The organism is Bacillus sp. 3103sda1, from assembly GCF_024159135.1.
Classification (GTDB): domain Bacteria; phylum Bacillota; class Bacilli; order Bacillales; family Bacillaceae_G; genus Bacillus_A; species Bacillus_A rhizoplanae.
The window spans coordinates 2,516,293-2,537,266 of sequence record NZ_JAMYWS010000001.1 but is presented as its reverse complement, the minus strand read 5'-3'; the positions used below and the strand labels follow the sequence as shown (position 1 = coordinate 2,537,266).

The window sequence follows — 20,974 nt, the reverse complement described above, 5'->3', positions numbered from 1 at the left end:
GAAATGAAAACGTTTAAATGAAGAGGAGATGGATAGAGTGAGCAATATCGTACTGATAGATGGAGCACGCACTGCATTTACAGAAATTTCAGGCACATTTAGAGGGATTTCCGCAACAGATTTAGGAGCAGAAGCAGCCCGAGAAGCGATTCGTAAAGCGAAAATTGCCCCAGAGGAAATAGATCAAGTCGTATTTGGAAATGTCCAGCAGTCCAGTAAAGATGCACATTATCTCGCTCGTCATGTGGGTTTAAAGGCAGGACTTCCCATCCATGTACCCGCATTAACAATCAATCGCTTATGCGGAACTGGTGTAGAAGCCATTTTAACAGCCGCACGCTATATTATGAACGGCGAAGCAAAAGTGGTGTTGGCCGGAGGAACGGAAAGTATGAGTCAAGTCCCGCACGTGATTCCTGGAATGAGATGGGGGAGCCCGTTGGGTGGGCCTACTATAGAAGATTGGGTGTGGGATGGATTATATGATACGTATGGTGGATGTAGTATGGCTGTTACTGCGGAAAATTTAGCAGAAAAATATAGAATTACCCGTGAAGAGATCGACAGTCATGCATTATTAAGTCATGAGCGGGCGCTGGCAGCGATGGAAAAAGGATATTTGAAGGAAGAAATCGTTCCGATAATGGTTCAGGACAGAAAAGGAAGCATAGTGATTGAAGAAGATGAACATGTCCGGAAAACGAGTATGGAAAAGCTTGGTAAACTAAAAGCCCGCTTTATCGAAAATGGCGTTGTGACACCTGGAAACGCGAGTGGAATGGTTGATGGCGCTGCGGCTGTTATTGTCACTTCAAGTGAATATGCTGAAGAAAAAGGCCTGAAGCCTATTGCGAGACTGGTTTCCTGGGATGTGGTTGGTGTTGATCCAAAATACATGGGTATTGGACCAGTACCTGCGATTCAAAATGCTTTACAAAAAGCGGGATTGAGAATGGAAGATTTAGACTTAATTGAAATCAATGAAGCCTTCTCTGCACAGTATTTAGCATGCCAGAAAGAGCTAGGCTTTGACCCAGAGAAAGGAAATGTGAATGGCGGTGCGATTGCGCTAGGACATCCACTTGCAGCTAGTGGCACAAGAATTACTCTTTCCCTTGCTTATGAATTAAAAAGGCGTAACAAAAGGTATGGAGCTTCTGCTGTCTGTATTGGCGGGGGACAAGGGATAGCATCAATTTGGGAACGATTGTAATAGGGCGATAAATTATTTGACAGAAACACAAGTGTGTATTCACGTCAATAATTTTGTGAAATCTTGCAGAAATAGAATGTTGGGATTTTTTTGTTGTTAACTTTTTGAATATTAAAAATATACAGAGGTGCTTAACAATAAAAGTATAAAGGAGTTGGTGAAAATGATCGTAGATTACAAGTTTAGAGTAAGGTGGGGAGATACCGATGCTGCGGGAATTGTATTTTATCCGAACTTTTATAAATGGATGGACGATGCCACGCATGAATTTTTAGCTGCTATAGGGTCTCCATCATCTACTTTGTATGTTGAGCAGCAAATCAGTGTTCCGCTTCTTGAAGCAAATTGTCAGTTTAAGAGTCCGCTATTTTTTGAAGATCATGTGACCATTCGTAGTTCAGTCGTGGAAATGCATCAAAAAGTATTCAAAATAAGCCACATGTTTCTCAAAGATGAAAAGCTGGTAGCGAAAGGATATGAAATTCGGGCTTGGACATCGTTTAAAGAAAAGCCGAAGGCTCATCCAATTCCGAACCATATCCGAGAAAAAATGATGCCTGAAAATGTAGAAATCGTGAAGAATTGAAGCGATTGTTGACAAATAAGAAGAAAATGAATCACTTTTCTACCATTTAATTTAGATGATACTCCTAAAACAATAATAAATTATAGCAAATTCATTATTCATAGCTATAACCTTTTATCTTTATATATTTCATAAAACTTAGAAATGGGGCGTAATTTCATGAAAAGTGTAAATAAATGTGATGTGATTGTGGTTGGAGCCGGACCGGTTGGATTGACAGCTGTGTTGGCGCTACAAAAAAAGGGAATCTCATGCATGATTATCGAAGCTGAACCGAAAGACCGTCCGCGTCCAGGCAGCCGTGCGATCTATCTACACAGTGCGACATTAAAACTGCTGGAAGAAACATCAAAAGGACTAGGTTTCGAATTAGCCAAAAACGGAATTATCTGGCCAGTAAAGCGAACGCTCTATAAAGGAAAAGAAGTATACGTGAAAAATTATGGGGTCACCAACAATCAGGATCCAAATAAATTGCCGCATTTTACTGCGCTTCATCAAGACCATATTGAAAAACATATATATAACGCATGCATTGAAGCCGGAGTGAAGTTTGTATGGGGAGCACCTGTCGCTAAATTAAACATTCAGGACAATGGGGTAACATTAATTACTGAATCAGGTGATGTTTGGGAAGCAAAGTATATTATTGGAGCAGATGGCGCCCGTTCAGTGGTTCGTGAACAGGCGGGCCTTAAGCTGGAAGGGCCACGCACAAATGATACATTCCTCGTTGTGGATGTCAAGGAGGACGAAGAAAATCCCCTTCCTCTTGAACGAATTTTCCATTATCATCACCCAGCAATGGGTCGCCGTAACGTGATGCTCGTTCCTTTTAAAGGTGGATGGCGTGTTGATCTTCAATTACTTGAAGACGACGACGTTGAAGAATTTACAAATATTGAAGGTGTGAAAAAGTGGCTGTCTAAAGTAATGGATCCGAAATATGCAGAGCGCATAACCTGGGTATCTTCTTATCGTTTCCATCAAGTAGTCACTAATTCGTTTACAGATGAAAAGCACCGGGTTCTTTTGACTGGAGAAGCGGCTCATTTATTTGCACCATTTGGTGCCCGCGGACTGAATTCGGGTGTGCCGGATGCGATTATCGCGGTACGCGGCATTGAAAAAGCCCTTAGGGCAGATACGGAGGAAATGCGTCGTGAAGCGATCGGAGCTTCAGCAACAGAGCGTAGAATTGCTGCCCAGTGGAACCGTGATGGATCTACAACCGCGCTCCACCATTTGCAGGGAGAGGCAAAAGAAATTGATATGAAACGAGCAGTCGCTGCTTCACTCACATCCATTGTCCCAAGACTTGGTCGCTGGCTTGATGAAGGTCCGTATGGCCCGAAATTTGGTCCGCCTGAACTGACAACGAAATATTAATGCAAAGAGAGAAGCTAATTCTCGCAAAAAAGCGGATCTGATCATCAGGACAAAGGTAAAAGGAGAGGAACTTAATGGTAGTTATGCTGAGTGAGGAAAAACATGGGACGGGTGCTCGTATAGTGAATGATTGGATAGAACGTTTACTAGCTATTGATTGGTATAAACAGGCAAGTCAACAGCAAGAAGGTGCAGTGGAGAAGGTAAATCAATTTATGCGAACACTGGGTGTCAATGAATATGAAATAAAATGGTTGTCCAAAGATCAAGTGTCCGATGCCATACAACGTCTTACCTTTGAGAGAAGTAGCCTTTGGGGAATTTTAGAAAAAGTACCAGATCAGTTGAAAGTTAAAATAAATGAAACCGGTAATGAGTCATTGCTTGAAAAGGTAGTGGATGTTGTACCAGAAGCAGTATTTCATAATGCTTTTGCAAGAGCTTTCCATACATTTGGTGAAGAAAAAACGGTTCAGTTTCTTGTGGGGCATGCGATGTATGTCAGTATACTGATTTGCACAGCTGTACTGGCTGAAGAATCGAATCTTTTTTTACCTATAGTAGAACTGCTTGAAGCAGGTTACCTGCCACTTGGGCCAGAAGGGAATACATTTTATCTTGTTTAAGACGCATGAAGAAGCTTTATAGAATAAAGGAGTCGTTGTTTGGAAGAGCCTGCTATATATGTTGCTGGTTATATAGAAGCCTTACAGTATCTTATTATCTTTCACGAGATTAGAGGATATCTCCCAGCAATTAAAAGAAATTCTTAATAATGAAGAATGATATGAATGGAGGATATGGAAATGAAGTTAATTACATTTAGCCGCGAAGGTATGACACAACGTGTTGGAGCAATCGTTAATGAAGAAATTATCGATCTGCATGTTGCCTATAAGTCTTTACTTGCATCAGAAGGGAAAATTCGCGCCCAACAAATTGCCGATGCATTTGTTCCGGCAGACATGACTGGATTTTTACAAGGTGGAAGAGAAAGTATGGAGCTTGCCCAAAATGCAATTGACTATGCAGTAGAAAATAAAACCGACAATGGATATAGACTTGTATATGATTTAAATGAAGTAAAAGTTGAAGCGCCAGTTCCGGTACCTGGAAAAATAATCTGTGTTGGTCACAATTATCGCGAACATATTTTAGAAATGAAACGCGAGCTTCCACCATACCCGCTTGTATTCGCTAAATTTGCTAATACGGTCATTGGCCCACAAGATGACATTCCATTTTATCCAATTTCAGAACAGCTTGACTATGAGGCAGAATTTACTTTCGTAATTGGAAAACGTGCAAGAAACGTATCACAAGAAGAGGCCCTTGAGTACGTAGCAGGATACACTATTGCTAATGATGTAACGTACCGCGATCTTCAAAGACGCACTCTTCAATGGCTGCAAGGTAAAACTGTTGAAGGAAGCGCACCAATGGGGCCATGGTTAGTAACATCTGATGAACTTCAAGATCCTGCTAGTTTAGAAGTTGTTTTAACGGTTAATGGTGAGGAACGTCAGCGTTCTAATACTGCAAATTTAGTATTCTCTGTTCAGTACTTAGTTGAATTTTTATCAAACTTAATGACGCTTGAGCCCGGAGATGTCATTTTAACAGGTACTCCAGGAGGAGTAGGAGTTGCACGTGATCCACAAGTCTTCTTGAAAGATGGGGACGTTGTCAAAATTGAGATTGATAAAATTGGTGCCCTTGAAAACCGTGTAACGAGTGTCAAAGAAGTAGCTGAGGTAAAAAAATGATGGCTACTTTAAAGGTTAAAGATTCTGTTAAATCCGTTCAACAATTGCTTGATCAAGTGATTCAAAAAACAGAAGGGCTTTCCGACGATGTACTTCGTTGGAATCCTACTGAAGAAGAATGGTCTGTTATGCAAATTCTTTGTCATCTCGTCGAAGCGGTTCCTTATTGGCTTGATGAAATTGAACAGCTTTTAGAGACTCCAGGTAAAGAGTGGGGGCGGGGCTTGCAGAATGAGGATCGTTTAGCTGCTGTAAAAAAAAGTAAGGTTGACAGCACTTCTTTATCTGATGTTTTAAAAGAATTAGAAGCGTTAAAACCACAAGTAGAACAAACGCTTAACAAATTAGATGAGGAGAAATTAACGATGGAGGCACCTAGCCGAAATCCTCGTTTTGGTACAAAGCCTATTTTATTTATCGTGGATCATTTACTTGTTGAACATACGAGTAAGCATTTAGGACAAATCGAGCGCAATTTATCTAAGGTCAATAAGTAATGGAACAGGAGGAATAGAGAATGGCTGAAAAAATGGATTTTTTTAAAAGTAAAATAGTTCAGGACTTTACAAGAGATATTCGACAATACAATCTCGGGCCACTTTGGGAGGCAATTCCAGAATTGATGCATCATCAGCCTGAGCCACATGCACAGGCATACCTCTGGAAATGGGATTTACTTGAGAAAAAATTAGGAGAAGCGGCACAAATTTTCACTCCTGAGCGCGGTGGTGAACGAAGAGCAATTTATCTTCAAAACCCTGGTTTAGACTATCGTCAGCCGTGGGGATGGGCATCTACTTCTCAAACGCTTTACGCAGCAGTCCAACTGCTTCAGCCTAATGAAGTAGCCCCTTCTCATCGTCATACACAAAATGCCCTTCGGTTTATTACACATGGTGAAGGCGCTTACTCTATTGTTGAAGGCGAACGTATTTTCATGGAAGAAGGAGATTTCGTTATTACTCCGAAAAACCTCTGGCATGGCCATGGCCATGAAGGTACTGAGCCGATGATTTGGATGGATGTTCTCGATATCCCGACAATCTATATGATGGGTGGTACCTTCTTCCAGCCTTATCCTGAAAGAATCGAAAAACCGAAAGTACCAGATAACTATTCTGCACAGCGCTATGAAGGCGGTATGGTTCGCCCAATTTCTGACCGTCATCCTAAGGCGGCACCACTTGGTGCTTATAAATGGAACCAAACATTGAAAGCTATTGAGGGATTATCGCGCTTTGAGCCAGATCCATATGATGGATATGCCGTAGAGTTTATTAATCCATCAAACGGTCAAACGGCGAATCCAAATATTGGGGCATGGATTCAGAAGCTTCCAAAAGGATTTCGTTCAAAAGCTCACCGCCACACGCATTCGACGATTTACCAAGTATTTAGAGGTTTCGGTTACAGCATAATTAACGGCATTCGATTTGACTGGTCACAAGGTGATTATTTTATTATTCCGAACTGGGCAGTCCATGAACACGTAGCGTTAGAAGATACGTTCTTCTTCTCTGTAAACGATTTACCGATTATGGAAAAATTTGATCTTGAGCAAGAGAAAACATATGAAAGCAATAATGGGTATCAGGAAGTAACGGGTGAGTTTAAACCTATTGTTTTAGTATAAACTCTGATATGTTTCAAGGGTTTAGTGTGAAAACTATTTGAAAGGGACATCAAACCTGCATGGAATGTTCAAGTACCAATTATGGTGTAATTCAAAATAACTTATATATGAATCTAATTTTAGCTAGGTGATGATCTTGTTATTAAAAAAACATACCAAGACATGTTGTCTTCAATATAAACAATTGGTAGTAGAGATAGAAAAACTCAGGGGACTAATGGTGTTTACTGCCCTTGAAAAAGGCTTTACAGATCCTAAAACACTAGAGATAAGCCAGAAACTAGATCAACTGTTGAATAGAACTAACTAATTCAGGACTAAATAGAGGTGCAATTGGTTCTGGTGCAAAAACTTCAAGACAATTGCAATTAATCTCTAAATCTTGGACATACTGATACTATTACTCTAAAAGGGGTTCAGCCGAGATACGTGTAAAAATAGGTCATAGAGATACAATATTTACCAAATGATTTCTATTTAGGGTTCCACAACATTCCCATCAACTTAAGAAAAGTAAACATTCCAAAAGCGAAAAAATGAGCTGAATTCTCAAAATAACTAACTGTAGCGAAAGAAAACTTTCACTTAGAGGTTACTTCAAAAACTTAGCTTGATGGCGATGGGGTAGTACCAGCGAAGCTGTTACCACCCGCAATAAGGAAATGTCAAGATTAAAATAAGTTATAATTTTATTACCTCAAACACGTATACCTCCATCCTGTTTAAGATGGGGGTATATAAGGCAGTTAATTTTTTTATAAAGTATGCTTTAACAATCTAAGCTTTATTCCACAATCACGCCCGTTTGGTGAATATCATTCGTTTAATTCAGTAGGCTGTCACCGAAAACGATTGTCATAAGGCTTCGCCAATGCTCTCTTCCTCGATTAAAGTTAGATTTAAATCTTAAGATAATGAATTAATTACATGCAGGATGTTTGTCCGATTAATAGTTCCTTCTTTCGGAGTTGAACTTATTAAAGTCAGTTTTTAGCATTCCGAATACAATACTATCGGTCCACTCATCTTTATTCCAAAAGTCTTGTATAAAGTGGGCTTCTTTCCTCATCCCAATCCTTCTACATAATTTTCCTGATGCTATATTTCGTGCATCCAGATTCGCTTGAATACGGTGAACTTTTACAACTTCAAATAAATAGTTTATTAGTGCAATAACAGCCTCTGTTGCATATCCTTTTCCAGACACAGATTTTGAAAATGTATAACCAATTTCAACAGTATCTTTCATATCTGTGTACCAAACAGATAGATCGCCAATTACTTTAGTGTCCATTAAGACCGCTAAGCTCAAAGCATTTTCCTTTGTTAATTGATTATTATTTAATTTCTTATCAAATTCCCTTTCTTTATCTTCATGGGTCCATTTATCATGCAAAAGATATTGACATGTTGAATCATCATTATAAATTTCATAAACGTCATTCAGATGATGTTTTTCAAAAGTTTTAATCAGTAGCCGGTTAGTTTCAATTTTCACAAAATCACCTCTTTAAGACAAGAATATCAATACGGGTAAAACGGCACAACTTTCATATTCAATTATGCAACAATCTGGCCCGATTGTTGCATAGAATAACTGTAGCTTTTAACTTTATTACTTTTTATAAAATAGAATTTTTTATGCTATGACCGTAACAAAAATGACCCATTTTTTTACTTTCTTGGTATTAAGTAAATCATCCACCTCTTTTTCTATTTTCTTTCCAAACTCTTTGGCTCCTGGATCAGATATATTTATAGTAGTATTTATAGCAATAGTAATAGGTTGGTTCAATACATTAGCCTGTCGAATTGTAAAATCTTTGTATCCTCTTTTCATAAACACTTCATTAAAAATATCACCGTAAATTCTGTCCCGTCTATGCTCTTTTTTTACAATGTCCATATTCTTTTGACTAACATTAATTGTATAAGGTCTAATTAATTTCATCAAAAATAGCTACTACACGGCTCCACCCAGCACTTGCATTAGCAATATTGATAGGAAACGCACATACTGTAAAACCATATGGTTTTGAAATTTTATCAAGGTTACAAAGCTTTTCAATTTGACAATATTCTTTACGTCTGCCTACTAAATGGGCTTCCCAAAACTGTGACTTCCCTTCCTTTGCCTCTTTGGCTGTTACATTAAATGGACGATCTAGACCCCATGCATCTATCCCGATTAGTTTTACCCCTTGGTCGATAAGCCACTCTGTTGCTGATGCAGTTAGTCCTGAATGCAAGTACTCATAACCAGGCTGATGAAAATGCTTGGAAGTTCCAGTGTAAATAAGTATGATGTCATAAGGTTTGATTGAATAATTCATCCTTTTTAGTTCTTGTTGCAAATCATCAATACTAATCCCTTCGCCAGCTTGCTTGTAAGTCATATTAATGAGAACACCATCTCCATAACACCAATTTAAGGGGATTTGTTCAATTGTTTTTGCAGGTTTTCCATTAGATGTAGAACCATAATGATAAGGAGCATCAATATGGGTGTAGGAATGAGTTGATAATGTTACTTCTTCTACTGCCCAGCCTTCCTCATCTGGCCAATAAGACTTATCAAGCCCTAAATACTTTTCTGTTACTGTAATTGAATCTTTATGATCTTTGTAAATAATTTTATGTGCATTTGGCTCAAATTCCCGAGTAGCGTTTGATAATCGATCGCTTAAATCGATAATTATTTTCCCTTTTCCATTTCGTATAAAACTTTCAATCATAACTCCATTCCCCCTAGTTCCTTAAAATTCATAAGCTCTCTAACTTATACTAGAAATTTAATCTATTTTTGATTATATGCAAAACTTCTTTACAACTTTAACCATTTTTGATTGATAGTTTTTTTACCTTCATCTGTATTCTTTAATCGGTATTTACGGTTCTGGTGCAAAAATAGCTTAATAGAAATATAGAATAGCGATATCCTGTTGATTTTAAAGATTAGGCAGCTAATCCAAACAATTTATAAATAAGTTCAAGCGTATTTTGGGCAGATTTCGCCCTTTGGTGAAGTTGCCCTTTTTTTTATCATATGCACAGTTTCGATGCCTCTCAAAATCAAGGTAGCTGTACGAAAAGATTTCAATCCTAACATGGAACGAACTCTCTTCTTTATAAAACGATGATCCTGTTCCACAATATTGTTGAGATATTTACTTTGCCTTATCTGTATACCTTCAGGCATACGTTTCTCTTCTTTTAATTCTTGAATTGCCAATGGATAGGCTGGATTCTTATCTACTGTAATGACGCGAGGCTGGGACACATGGGAAGAAGCCAAGGCTTTCTTGAAAAAGCACTTAGCTGATTTCGCATCTCTAGTTTTGCTTAGGTAAAAATCAATCGTGTTCCCTTCGGAGTCTACTGCACGATATAGGTACATCCATTGTCCTTTTACTTTTATGTATGTTTCGTCAACTCTCCAGGAGTCATCTATTTGCTTGAGATGACCACGAATTCTCTTGTCCAACTCAGGACCATATTGGTGTACCCAGCGCATAATTGTTGTGTAAGCTATGGATAAACCTCGTTCCTCCATCATCTCCACTAAATCACGAAAACTAAGGCTGTACCGAAGATACCATCTCACTGTGGGGTCCCGCCAACACAATGTCATAAAAACCACGCTAAGCAAATCTGCTTAGCGTGGTTTTTGTTAGGATACTAACATACTTCGTAGATATTTCATCCCTCTCTTTTTGTAAAATTTGTTGAACGGTGTATATATTAGGAGGAATCACGCGACATTTATTGAATGTTCTGGTTAATTAATTGTCATATTTAAAAAAAGAGGAGTGTATGTATGAAGCGTAAAAGGGAAAAGTGGAGATGGGTACAGTATCTGATTCGTCTTCTGATTGTGACTTTAGTTGTATCATCGGTTCTGGTGCAAAAACTCCGAGACAATTGCAATTAATCTCTAAGTCCTGTACATACTGATACTATCAATCTAAAAAGGATGTATATCTGTATGAAAAAGCCAACAGAATTCAAGTGGAAACATTACGAACCCGAAGTGATCTTACATGTAGTACGCTGGTACCTACGGTACAGTCTTAGTTTTCGTGATCTCGTAGGGATGATGGAAGAGCGTGGAATATGTGTAGCACATACTACGATTATGCGCTGGGTTCATCAATACGGACCAGAACTTGATAAACGTATTCGTCGACATGTAAGGAGAACCAATGACTCCTGGAGGGTGGATGAAACATACATAAAGGTCAAAGGGCAATGGATGTATCTATATCGTGCAGTAGATTCTGAAGGGAATACGATTGATTTTTACCTAAGCAAAATTAGAGATGCGAAATCAGCTAAGCGCTTTTTCAAAAAAGCCTTAGCTTCTTCTCATGTATCCCAACCTCGCGTCATTACGGTGGATAAGAATCCGGCTTATCCAGTGGCGATTCAAAAATTAAAAGAAGAGAAACGTATGCCCGAAGGCATACAGATAAGGCAAAGTAAATATCTCAACAATATAGTGGAACAGGATCACCGTTTTATAAAGAAGAGAGTTCGTTCCATGTTAGGATTGAAATCATTTCGTACAGCTACCTTGATTTTGAGAGGCATCGAAGCTATGCATATGATCAAAAAAAGGCAACTTCACCAAAGGGTGAACTCTGCCCAAAATGAGGTTGAACTGATTCATAAATTGTTTGGATTAGCTGCCTAATCTTAAAGGTAACAGGATATTGTTGTTCTATATTCCTAGTAAGCTATTTTTGCACCAGAACCGGTTATTTTATTGAAGCTTATTCCACAAACGCACCCGATAGTTCAATACGAATTATTCTTGAACTTCTCTAATACGTTTCCCATTTAAAAGCGCATGTCCGTTTGTTAACTTTTTTACTGTTTGAAAGCCATACTTTTTATATACTTTTTCTATTGATTCATTTATTGGAAAAACCCAAAGTTTTTAAATCCCTCTATTACATATTTATTTTTGGAAAAATAGCCTAACTCCAAATACTAATAATACTGTGCCAGTAATACCCTCTATTGTACGGTTCACTTTTTCTTTTCTTAAAAAAGTTCTTAATTGACGTATTAGAGAGATATAAAGTAAATACCATATTGCTGTCAAAGTCGTAAATGTGAGTCCTAACAAAAGAAATTGGAAGAAATGATTTTGATTACTCACAATAAATTGGGGTAGAAAACTAAGGAAAAATACAGCAGTTTTTGGGTTTAAGATTGCCGTGGTAAATCCTTGTCTAAAACTTTTAACCGTTCCAATATCCCTAGAGTTTATTTCCACTGAACCTGACATATCTTCTTTTTTAGAAAAGGCACTTTTAATTGACTTTACAGCTAAATAAATTAAATAAAATGCCCCAGCATATTTTATTAATGTAAATAGCATAGCAAATTTCATTAGGATAGCAGAGAGTCCTAGTGTAGCCATTATTGTATGAATCATCATTCCAGATACCGTTCCTAAGACGGTCTTTATCCCACCATTTCTGCCATGAGAGATAGTGTTTTTTGTAACTAAAGCAAAACCGGGACCAGGCATCATTATGATAAGGAGTGCTGTAAGGATAAACAACAAATAATTTTCCATGTTCTAGTATTCCCTTTCTGATTTTTAGTTTCTCTTATAGTATAGCTTTTTTCCTTAAAACATTAAATATAAAAAGTGTGATCAGGATAGTATCATAAACTTTCAAGGTGCTGTAATTGAATTTTAGGGGGCTTCACTTGAATAATGTTCTTCTGTAAATGAGCGTTTTAATGGAATATCAATTACAGAAATAATCAATTTTTTTTATAAGAGTATAACTCAATTAAATAAATTAAGAGCGTTTTTTAATCACTTTTTCTTGGAACACTCTTAATTTTCTTTCGTTTATCGAGGATATTAGTATCAACTTGACCAAACATTATCCAAAAACTACATTGATAAAACACACAGCAAAGCTATGCATACATTTTCTTTGAATATCTTCTAAGACTAAGTAATTTTATGAAAATATAATATCTGATTCCAAACATAATTAGAAATAAAAGTAAGTCTATGACCTATTTTTACACGTATCTCGGCTATACCCCAACAAAGAGATATTCAATTAATGCAAGTATTAAGAGAAATACAAGATAGTAAGCGGCTAATAGCAGCTTCAGAACAGAAGAAATCACTTTGGGGTCGTCTATTTGGTAAATAAATTAGATTCTTTGCATGAGAATGAAATAATATGGGATATTAAAAACATTAAAGAAAATATAAACGTGTTACTTTATATTCTTGTGATAAGATTTTATAGTAGTTTACTATAAAGTATTCATATTGATAGGATATTTTTATCAGAAGGAGAGTGGGGATTGTGAGAGAAACCTGTGTTCCGACTGGCGTAGGACTAAAAAACACTGGTTTTGGATATACGTTATCCTTAATAGGTGGTAAATATAAAATAATTATTTTGTATTGGTTATCTGAAAATAAGGTTATGAGGTTCAATGAGTTGAAGCGATGTATTGGGACTATTTCTTTTAAAACACTAAGTGTTATGTTAAAAGATCTTGAGGAAGATGGTCTTATTATACGCGAAGAATTTCCCCAAATACCTCCAAAAGTTGAATATTCATTATCTGAACGTGGTTGTTCACTTATTCCATTGTTAGATATGATGTGCGAGTGGGGAGAGAAAAATAGTTTTCAAGCTCTAGAAGATGTAACAAAATAGGCATAGTGTAAAAAGAAAGTACCTTCTTGGTTTAGAAGGTACTTCTTATTTTAATTTTTATAAAATTTACCTATTACATATTATCAATGAAATTTAAATAATCTTGAGTACTTTTTTCTATTTCACTTACAGATGGCCCAAATTCTGCTCCATAAAATGCAAAGAATGAACGATAATCCGCTTTACAATAGATGGCTGTCGCCTCAAACGGACGCAACACTTGTTCAAGTGTATAATGGTATCTTCCAGCTTCACTATAATCCACATTTTTGATCCCGGCAGATACACCTAAAGCAACTTTACGATTTTTTAATTTATCTCCTTTTGAACCATAAGCCCATCCATAAAGGAAAACATCATCTAGCCACTTTTTTAAGAGAGGAGGACAGTTGAACCAATATACAGGAAATTGGAAAACAAGGTTACCGTGAGTTTCAACCAATTTTTGTTCTTTTTCCACATCTATGTTCTCATCAGGATAAACCTTATACAATTCGTGCACAGTATATTTTTCTGGATATTTTTTTAATTCTTCTATCCATCGCTTATTAACAACAGATGTTTCTAAACTTGGGTGTGTTATGATAACAAGAGTTTTCAATGTTGCTTCCTCCTTAGGCTGATTTCATTTTTATTGTAAAGTCCAATTTGAAAATATGTAAGTACGCACTTTTATTACAGGTACTTACATAAAGGTAAGTACCTGTAATAAAAAGATTGTGTTGATTGAAGAAAAGAAAAAACAGTTAATATTACAGATATAAAAAGAAAAGAAAATCATTAATAATCCATATAAATTGTAATACAAAATAAAAGACGACTTAAAAGGCGTCTTTTATTTTGTAAATATGTTTAATTTTTTATAGGGGCTATAAACTATTTATTTACAGTGTTTTGAATGTAAACAAATATTCAAAAGTTTACTTTCATTTTGATCTTTAAAAATGATTGATAGCGATGTGGTGCGACCTTATTGTAATTAACTTAATTTTATTAATTTTCCAACTTTACACTAAATTGATAAAAATCTTATTTTTTTAATTCCAAATGTTTACACAATTTAATTTATAATGTATTATTTGTATGTATTTATAAAAAAAGGGAGGAATTACCTTGAAAAAATTAGGGTTAACAGCTTTGGCAGCTACAATGGGGATTGGAATTTTTACTGCAACAGATGCAAAGGCATTAAGAGATATCGATCCAATCGATTTTTCTATTAGTTATTCGTATACAAAAGATGTTCCTGGTGATGGTTATAAAATTTATAATGGAAGTCAAAATGCTGGAAGATATGTTGTTAACTTAGAAGATAGCTCTGGTTCTGCTAATGTGAAAACTGTACTTCATAATTCAAATCATGAATCAAGAGGTTCTGGTACTCTTGATAGAGGTACAAGAGCTTCATTCTATAATACTGGAACTGCTGGTTATTATTATCATTTGAATATGAAAAGAACCTATAGTGGTGGAGATATTTATGTAAAAGGTTCATGGTCTCCTGATTCTCAAGACTAATTAAAAAATGTTTCTTTTATAAAAGGAATCTATGTAATTGATTATTCAATTAAGTCAAAATGATTAGATAAATTCATTTAATCATTTTGACTGTTTTCTGTTTTATAGATTAAATGTAATTTTTTTACACCAATTGGGAGGTTATCGTGAATAATATTATTAAAGATAGATTTATAAACAAATATAGTATTGGTTCTTTTATAGCATTTCTTTTGATTGTATTTTTTTCATTCTTTGTATCAAGTAGTATTTTTGAATCTATTTTTTTATACGATTATAGTAAAGGAGATTTAGCAGGTAAAAGTCGATTTTTTTTAGCTGAAACTTATCTTTTCAAGTCATCGACTTGGGAATTAATGACTTTTGATAGTATGTATTATTCTTTATTTTTGTTCACGCTACCTGCAACTTTTCCTATTATTCGTTTTTATAATGAAGGTAAAGGGTATTTTGTTCATGCTTATACAAGGATAAAAAATTACAAGAGAAGTTTATTAGGTGTTATTTTACAATATTCAATTATTTCCGGTTTGTGTTTTGCTGGTCCATATTTATTGTTTTATTTGTTTGTTGCTTGTTTTAATTCAAACTATATTAATAGTCAAATTGGATTATTAAATAGTATAAATTCTTATATTTCTTTTAATAATGCAATTGTATATTTTGTGGTGATTTGTTTTGTAGTTAATTTTATTTTTGGATCTATATATGGTTTTTTTGCATGTACAATTGCATTATGGACAGAAAAAGTTTATTTTATTGTATTAATTCCAATTATATACTATTTGGTGATGTCAAATATTGCTGCGGTATTTAATCTTGAATCAATTTCTCCATTGGTAGGAATTTTATATAATTCTTATAGTGATGTTTCTTTATATCAAGTAATCGTTCCTTTACTAATTCCTTTATTTATAGGAATAGTACTTATTTTTCTTCATTTTAAACGAGGTGATAAGTTTGGTGTATAAATATAGCTTTTTAAAAGCTCTTTTGTTGTCTTATATTTATTACTGTATTATTTATACATTTCCATATGGTTCTCAATTATCACCAAATATGTTTATTAGTGATAATTTGAATTCATTTATACCCTTTTTCTTGTTATATCTGTTTTTTATTAATGATTTTCAAATGTTTTTTGCAAATAGTATGTTCTTAGTGAGAAATAAAAGTTTAAGTAATTCTGTATTAGGAATTTTAAAAGAATTAGTACCTTTAAATATTCTGTATACGTTTGTTTTTGTTTGTGTAATAAATATTGTAAACATTCAACATTTTGGCAAGATTGATCTAATATATAGTATTAAATTTTTCATGTTAATAAATCTTTGTTTTATATTCCTTAATCTAGTTGTTATTATTCCTAGGATTATATGGGGAGGAGTATCTTCTTTTATCAGTGCTTTATTTTTTATTATGTTAAGTATTTTTTCTATTTTGTTTAAAAAAGAAAGTGATGATTTTCTTTTTTTGCCTTTATCTTTACATGCAATGCCTCTTAATACCTTTCAAGATTTTTTAATAGTTATTAGTATATTTTCTCTGTATATCTGTTTGATATTTTTATTTATATTCTTTGTTAGAAGGTTGTATTATGGAAATCAAAAACATATTTCTTAAGATAGTAAAAATGGTGTTTTTAATATTAATATTTTCTAGTCTGCTTTTAAATATTAAATTTACGACTTTAATGGAATATCCTATATATAGTAATAAGTCTATTTTATTGAGTTATTTTGTTAAATTTTGGGGTAATACTCAAATAAAAAATTTAGATAGTTATTATATTTTGGATGTGTTTAGTATTGTAAGGCCTTTTATTGTTTTGTTTTTAGGAGTTGTATTTTCTACTTTTTCTTTTATGAGTACACCGAGTACGTACTCTTATTTTACTTTCTATAGAAAGAGAAGAATGTATGATTATTGTATTTCTGAATCTTATCTTATTATTTTTAATGCTATAAGGTATGTAATGTTATGGGGAGTTTCTATAGTTATATATGTGTTTTATTTTAAGTTTATAGAAAATATCTCAATTTTATTTGATTATGAAATATTGAAGTTATTAGTACTACATATTATTTTAATGTTAATTTATATCTGTAATATGAGTTTTATATGTTTAATTTTAAATATTCTATACTCAAAATTAATAGGATTTATAGTGATAGTAGGAGGAACTCTTTTTACTATTTATCTTGATTTAAAGTTGAAAAGTATAAATATCATTTTATTTGATTATAATTCTTGTTTTATTGATAGTTTTATTATACAAATTTTTATTTTAGTGTTTTGTTTCTTAATTTATAAATATATATATAAATTATATGTATTGAAAGGATGATAGAATTGTCTCATATTATTTCACTATCAAATGTATCAAAAAAAGTAAAAAAACAATTAATTTTAGATGATATTACATTAAAATTAGAGAGTAATAAGACATATGGTTTTATTGGATATAATGGTTCTGGAAAAAGTATGCTATTTAAAGTGATTTGTGGATTTACTTCTTATACATCAGGTCTAGTGAAAGTTAATAATAAAGTAATAGGTAAAGATATAGATTTTATTGAAGATGCTGGAGTTATAATTGAAGCACCTGAATTTTTACCTAAATTAACAGGTTATGAAAATTTATTTTTATTGTCTAAAATAAAAAAGATAATTTCTAAAGAACAAATAATAAATTCTTTAAAATTAGTTGGTTTAGAAGATCATATGAATAAACACGTTGGAAAGTATTCTTTGGGGATGAAACAGAGACTTAGAATAGCCCAAGCAATTATGGAAAATCAGTCTATTCTTATTTTAGACGAGCCTTTTAACGGTTTAGATAAGAAAGGAGTTATGGAGATACAACAACTTCTTTTAGAGTTAAAAAAAGTTAAAACTATCCTTCTGACTAGTCATAATGAAAATGATATAAGTTTGTTATGTGATGTTGTTTTTGAACTTGAAAGTGGAAAAGTTATTAATGAAGAAAGGATGGCTAATAAGTGAAAAACACATATTTATTTTTATTAATAATAGTTATTTTATTACTTTCATCATGCTCTAATGAAAGTAATAAGGATAATTCTCAAACTAATGAGAGCAATAAACATACACAACAAGAAGATGAATATATGAAAAACAGGAAAACTTTTAATATTTCTTCAGAAAAGTTATTTACTTCTATTAAAAATAAAGAAGGGATTAAAAAAACATTTGAAAAAGAAGGTAGTTATAATGTTATTTCAGATAAAAATATAATTCAAGCTGTTTTCCTTTCCGAGTCGGAAAAAGTTTCTAGTGTGGAAGTAACTGTAAATAATCGAAACTTTTACAAAAATGAGGAAGAGAAGAAAATAGTATTAAGATTTTTTAAAGATTTATTCGAAAGTTTAGATATTAATTATGATGAAGAAAAACTATTATCTATATTAAAAGAAGATTTAACAAACTCTGCTGATATTAAGAATACAGATTATAAATATTTTAATTATAATGATCAGGTTTGGTTGAGTATAGTAGGTGTTTTTAATAATGGAGAGAAGAAAGGTAGTCCAACAGGAATTAATATAAATATAAATAAAAATAAACCTGAAGCTGATTAAAATAGATTTTATATTTCTTATTATAATATTTGTAATAAGAGAATAATACGAAGTTTGAGGGATGTATATGAAACAATTTAAGGGAAAACAGGAGATAAAATGGGTTCTAATTATATTAGTAGTTTTCATTGTTATATTTACAGTTAGAACCTTTATCTTTATGCCATTTAAAGTAGATGGGGAATCTATGGAACCAACTTTGCAAAATAAAGATAGGTTATTTGTTAATAAAGTTATAATAAATTTTTCTTCTATAAAACATGGTGATATTGTTGTTATTAAAAAAACAGAAGATCAGATGTATTTGGTGAAAAGAGTAATTGGATTAGCTGGTGATGTAGTGAAAATCACAGAAGGTAAACTGTATATAAATGGTGTAGAACAAAAAGAAGCTTATTTGAATCAAGATGTATTAGAGCAATATAAACAATTAAATTATGCTGAACAAAAAATTCCGGTTAATAAGGTATTTGTAATGGGAGATAATCGTCTAAATAGTAAAGATAGTCGGAATGGTTTAGGTTATATAGATGAATCTGATATAGTAGGTAAAGCTGAATTTGTATATTATCCTTTTAATAGAATAAAATTTATTGAATAATGAAAATTAAGACTGTTTGATTTAAGCTGTTTATAGCGTTAAAAAGGATTTCTATCTTAACGTTGTAAATCCACAAAATCCTGATGCTACCCTAATTAGCAAAGGTTAGTATTTTCGGTTCTGGTGCAAAAAATCTATCAAACTTGGACATACTGATACTATCAATCTAGAAAAGGGATGGTGTTCAGTGTGAATAAGCAAAATTCGTTCAAATGGAAGCACTATCAGCCTGATATGATTTTGCTAACAGTAAGATGGTACCTACGGTACAATCTAAGTTTTCGTGATTTAGTGGAAATGATGGAGGAGCGAGGTCTGTCCATTGCTCACACTACCATCATGCGATGGGTACATCAATATAGCCCTGAGTTAGACAAACGAGTTCGACGCTATTTAAAGAAAACCAATGATTCTTGGAGAGTCGATGAGACATATGTAAAAGTCAAAGGGAAATGGATGTACCTGTATCGTGCCGTGGATTCTGAAGGAAACACCATCGATTTTTATCTGAGCAAGAATAGAAATGCTAAATCAGCCAAGCGCTTCTTGAAGAAAGCCTTGGCTTCCTGTCATTCCGTAACACCTCGAGTGATTACAGTCGATAAGAACCCAGCATACCCTGTTGCTATCAAAGTATTACATGAAGAAAAAAGCATGCCGATAGGTGTGAAGTTGAGGAAAATTCGGTATTTAAATAACATTGTGGAACAGGATCACCGCTTTATCAAGAAACGCATACGTACTATGTTAAGTTTAAAGTCCTTTCGGACTGCCAAATGGATTCTTGCTGGGATTGAAGCCATGCATATGATGAAAAAAGGACAAACCTCTCAAGAGAAGTCTGTCCAAAATCAAGTGAACCTCATTCATCAACTATTCGGTATTCCAGCATAAAAGCGGATTCCGTTAGGAATCTCTTTACTTCTTTATATCTTCAAAAAATGTTTGCACCAGAACCACAATCAATTGATTTTGCTTTGAAAGTCAATAGCTTACTAGGAAAAGATCATGCAAAGGTTGAAATCTTCCCTAATGCTATTCATGGTTCGGTGATGTTTGAAACAAAAGAAAATATTGAACACATTTTTGCTTTCATTGATAGTGAATTAGCATCTGTTCAAAAATAGACAAAAGCAATATACGAGTAAATAAAGAAACGGCTAATGAATTATGAACTGTACCCTATAAGATAGAAAGTTTAATAAAAAGACCATAAAAAATCAAGCACTTAAGAGATGGTTTCGGTATTCTACCGGAGCCCTCTTTTATAGTGTCCACTGGTAACGATTATAATTATAATCTTCCATACAATCCTTTATGACAAGTTGAAGGGATTCAAATGCTTCACAAACTTTATAATTTAATTCATCTTCCATATGTCCAAAAACACCCATCATTAGATTATGGTGTAACAAAAACGGACGTTTTATGTTACACATATCCTCGAAAATCGTCAATTGGTAAATAATGTGTGATAATGACCTAGTTTTTCACGTATCTCGGCTGTACCCCAAATATATCTATTAAAATAGTACCAAAAACCTAGTTGGATTAAAATAAGGAACTTTGTTTTTAGATATGGGATTTGGTACTTAATATGGATGAGTTTTTAACGCTTTTGTTAAAAAAACAAACAAGTACCATAAACGGTCGTTTTTGTTACAAATAATATTTATCTTGCATTTCCTTTTATACATTTGGCTGTATATCAAGCTTATAGGAGGTTAAAAATTTTTAAATCACAGGACGAAAAAAAGCAATAAATTTTTATTGACTTAAATAAACGAAGATTTATGTTACCACAGGCTGATGAAAAATATATTCCTATGGTTTGTTTTTGTACGTATTTCAGCAAAACCCCCAGACCTATTAGATTTGACATTCCGGAAAAAGCATACTATTATCAAAAATAGTTAAAACCTCTTAACTATTAACGTTAAAAAACATTAAGAGGTTTGA

The 20,974-nt window shown here is 33.7% G+C and carries 23 protein-coding genes and 3 pseudogenes; 19 read left to right on the top strand and 7 right to left on the bottom strand.

The window, feature by feature from the left end; genetic code table 11:
• Positions 1-37: 37 nt before the first annotated feature.
• The 8 genes from NKR74_RS12580 to NKR74_RS23940 all read left to right on the top strand — a co-directional run bounded on the left by NKR74_RS12580 (position 38) and on the right by NKR74_RS23940 (position 6,897).
• Positions 38-1,213: an acetyl-CoA C-acetyltransferase gene (locus NKR74_RS12580; RefSeq protein WP_253629768.1), complete on the top strand. Its 1,176-nt coding sequence runs from the start codon at positions 38-40 to the stop codon at positions 1,211-1,213.
• 163 nt (positions 1,214-1,376) lie between these two features.
• Positions 1,377-1,799: an acyl-CoA thioesterase gene (locus tag NKR74_RS12575; protein WP_301287692.1), complete on the top strand. Its 423-nt coding sequence runs from the start codon at positions 1,377-1,379 to the stop codon at positions 1,797-1,799.
• Between the two features lie 159 nt (positions 1,800-1,958).
• The gene (locus NKR74_RS12570) at positions 1,959-3,188 is read left to right on the top strand and encodes an FAD-dependent oxidoreductase (RefSeq protein ID WP_253631144.1); all 1,230 of its coding nucleotides are present in this window, start codon (positions 1,959-1,961) and stop codon (positions 3,186-3,188) included.
• A 74-nt stretch (positions 3,189-3,262) separates the two neighbouring features.
• Entirely contained in the window at positions 3,263-3,814 is a 552-nt protein-coding gene (locus NKR74_RS12565; protein ID WP_253629767.1) for a hypothetical protein, read from the top strand.
• Between the two features lie 180 nt (positions 3,815-3,994).
• Positions 3,995-4,954 carry a fumarylacetoacetate hydrolase family protein gene (locus NKR74_RS12560; RefSeq protein WP_253629766.1) on the top strand — a complete coding sequence of 320 codons (960 nt, stop codon included), beginning with the start codon at positions 3,995-3,997 and terminating at the stop codon, positions 4,952-4,954.
• A complete protein-coding gene (locus NKR74_RS12555) occupies positions 4,954-5,451 on the top strand; it encodes a DinB family protein (RefSeq protein WP_253629765.1) in 498 nt (165 codons plus the stop codon). Before NKR74_RS12560 ends, NKR74_RS12555 begins: the two co-directional genes overlap by 1 nt.
• A gap of 20 nt (positions 5,452-5,471) precedes the next feature.
• Complete coding sequence (locus NKR74_RS12550) at positions 5,472-6,587, top strand: cupin domain-containing protein (RefSeq protein ID WP_253629764.1); 1,116 nt, start codon at positions 5,472-5,474, stop codon at positions 6,585-6,587.
• Between the two features lie 130 nt (positions 6,588-6,717).
• Complete coding sequence (locus NKR74_RS23940; protein ID WP_301287691.1) at positions 6,718-6,897, top strand: aspartyl-phosphate phosphatase Spo0E family protein; 180 nt, start codon at positions 6,718-6,720, stop codon at positions 6,895-6,897.
• A gap of 636 nt (positions 6,898-7,533) precedes the next feature.
• Here NKR74_RS23940 and NKR74_RS12545 read toward each other — a convergent pair.
• From NKR74_RS12545 to NKR74_RS12530, 4 genes and pseudogenes are all read right to left on the bottom strand, one after another.
• Positions 7,534-8,085: a GNAT family N-acetyltransferase gene (locus NKR74_RS12545; RefSeq protein ID WP_253629763.1), complete on the bottom strand. Its 552-nt coding sequence runs from the start codon at positions 8,083-8,085 to the stop codon at positions 7,534-7,536.
• Positions 8,086-8,226: 141 nt separating this feature from the next.
• Entirely contained in the window at positions 8,227-8,538 is a 312-nt protein-coding gene (locus NKR74_RS12540; protein WP_253629762.1) for a DUF4030 domain-containing protein, read from the bottom strand.
• A complete protein-coding gene (locus tag NKR74_RS12535; protein WP_154713218.1) occupies positions 8,525-9,322 on the bottom strand; it encodes a cyclase family protein in 798 nt (265 codons plus the stop codon). Before NKR74_RS12535 ends, NKR74_RS12540 begins: the two co-directional genes overlap by 14 nt.
• A gap of 220 nt (positions 9,323-9,542) precedes the next feature.
• Positions 9,543-10,218, bottom strand: a pseudogene (locus NKR74_RS12530) (IS6 family transposase).
• A 354-nt stretch (positions 10,219-10,572) separates the two neighbouring features.
• Here NKR74_RS12530 and NKR74_RS12525 point away from each other — a divergent pair.
• The gene (locus NKR74_RS12525) at positions 10,573-11,280 is read left to right on the top strand and encodes an IS6 family transposase (RefSeq protein ID WP_253629761.1); all 708 of its coding nucleotides are present in this window, start codon (positions 10,573-10,575) and stop codon (positions 11,278-11,280) included.
• 114 nt (positions 11,281-11,394) lie between these two features.
• On the opposite strand, the pseudogene NKR74_RS24140 reads toward NKR74_RS12525, so the two are convergent.
• Positions 11,395-11,523: pseudogene (locus tag NKR74_RS24140) on the bottom strand (GNAT family N-acetyltransferase); the annotation flags it as partial.
• A gap of 24 nt (positions 11,524-11,547) precedes the next feature.
• A complete protein-coding gene (locus tag NKR74_RS12520; RefSeq protein WP_253629760.1) occupies positions 11,548-12,174 on the bottom strand; it encodes a LysE family translocator in 627 nt (208 codons plus the stop codon).
• A 487-nt stretch (positions 12,175-12,661) separates the two neighbouring features.
• Between NKR74_RS12520 and NKR74_RS12515 the strand changes: the two are divergent.
• Positions 12,662-12,775: pseudogene (locus NKR74_RS12515) on the top strand (DUF3967 domain-containing protein); the annotation flags it as partial.
• 159 nt (positions 12,776-12,934) lie between these two features.
• Positions 12,935-13,294: a winged helix-turn-helix transcriptional regulator gene (locus NKR74_RS12510; protein WP_253629759.1), complete on the top strand. Its 360-nt coding sequence runs from the start codon at positions 12,935-12,937 to the stop codon at positions 13,292-13,294.
• A 73-nt stretch (positions 13,295-13,367) separates the two neighbouring features.
• Here the strand turns inward: NKR74_RS12510 and NKR74_RS12505 are convergent, their stop codons facing one another.
• Positions 13,368-13,895, bottom strand: coding sequence for an NAD(P)H-dependent oxidoreductase (locus NKR74_RS12505; RefSeq protein ID WP_253629758.1), 528 nt, complete (start codon positions 13,893-13,895; stop codon positions 13,368-13,370).
• A gap of 512 nt (positions 13,896-14,407) precedes the next feature.
• Here NKR74_RS12505 and NKR74_RS12500 point away from each other — a divergent pair.
• From NKR74_RS12500 to NKR74_RS12465, 8 genes are all read left to right on the top strand, one after another.
• A complete protein-coding gene (locus NKR74_RS12500) occupies positions 14,408-14,812 on the top strand; it encodes a hypothetical protein (protein WP_253629757.1) in 405 nt (134 codons plus the stop codon).
• Positions 14,813-14,958: 146 nt separating this feature from the next.
• Positions 14,959-15,783, top strand: a complete 825-nt coding sequence (locus NKR74_RS12495) for a hypothetical protein (RefSeq protein WP_253629756.1) — start codon at positions 14,959-14,961, stop codon at positions 15,781-15,783.
• Positions 15,784-16,409: 626 nt separating this feature from the next.
• Positions 16,410-17,159 (top strand): hypothetical protein, encoded by a 750-nt coding sequence (locus tag NKR74_RS12490; RefSeq protein ID WP_253629755.1) that lies wholly within the window; start codon positions 16,410-16,412, stop codon positions 17,157-17,159.
• Positions 17,156-17,818 (top strand): ATP-binding cassette domain-containing protein, encoded by a 663-nt coding sequence (locus NKR74_RS12485; protein WP_253629754.1) that lies wholly within the window; start codon positions 17,156-17,158, stop codon positions 17,816-17,818. Before NKR74_RS12490 ends, NKR74_RS12485 begins: the two co-directional genes overlap by 4 nt.
• Positions 17,815-18,414 carry a hypothetical protein gene (locus NKR74_RS12480; RefSeq protein ID WP_253629753.1) on the top strand — a complete coding sequence of 200 codons (600 nt, stop codon included), beginning with the start codon at positions 17,815-17,817 and terminating at the stop codon, positions 18,412-18,414. Before NKR74_RS12485 ends, NKR74_RS12480 begins: the two co-directional genes overlap by 4 nt.
• A 67-nt stretch (positions 18,415-18,481) precedes the next feature.
• Positions 18,482-19,015 (top strand): signal peptidase I, encoded by a 534-nt coding sequence (lepB, locus tag NKR74_RS12475; protein WP_253629752.1) that lies wholly within the window; start codon positions 18,482-18,484, stop codon positions 19,013-19,015.
• A 189-nt stretch (positions 19,016-19,204) separates the two neighbouring features.
• A complete protein-coding gene (locus NKR74_RS12470) occupies positions 19,205-19,909 on the top strand; it encodes an IS6 family transposase (protein WP_253629751.1) in 705 nt (234 codons plus the stop codon).
• 47 nt (positions 19,910-19,956) lie between these two features.
• On the top strand, positions 19,957-20,142 hold the full coding sequence (locus NKR74_RS12465) for a hypothetical protein (RefSeq protein ID WP_253629750.1): 186 nt from the start codon (positions 19,957-19,959) through the stop codon (positions 20,140-20,142).
• Positions 20,143-20,974: the final 832 nt, after the last annotated feature.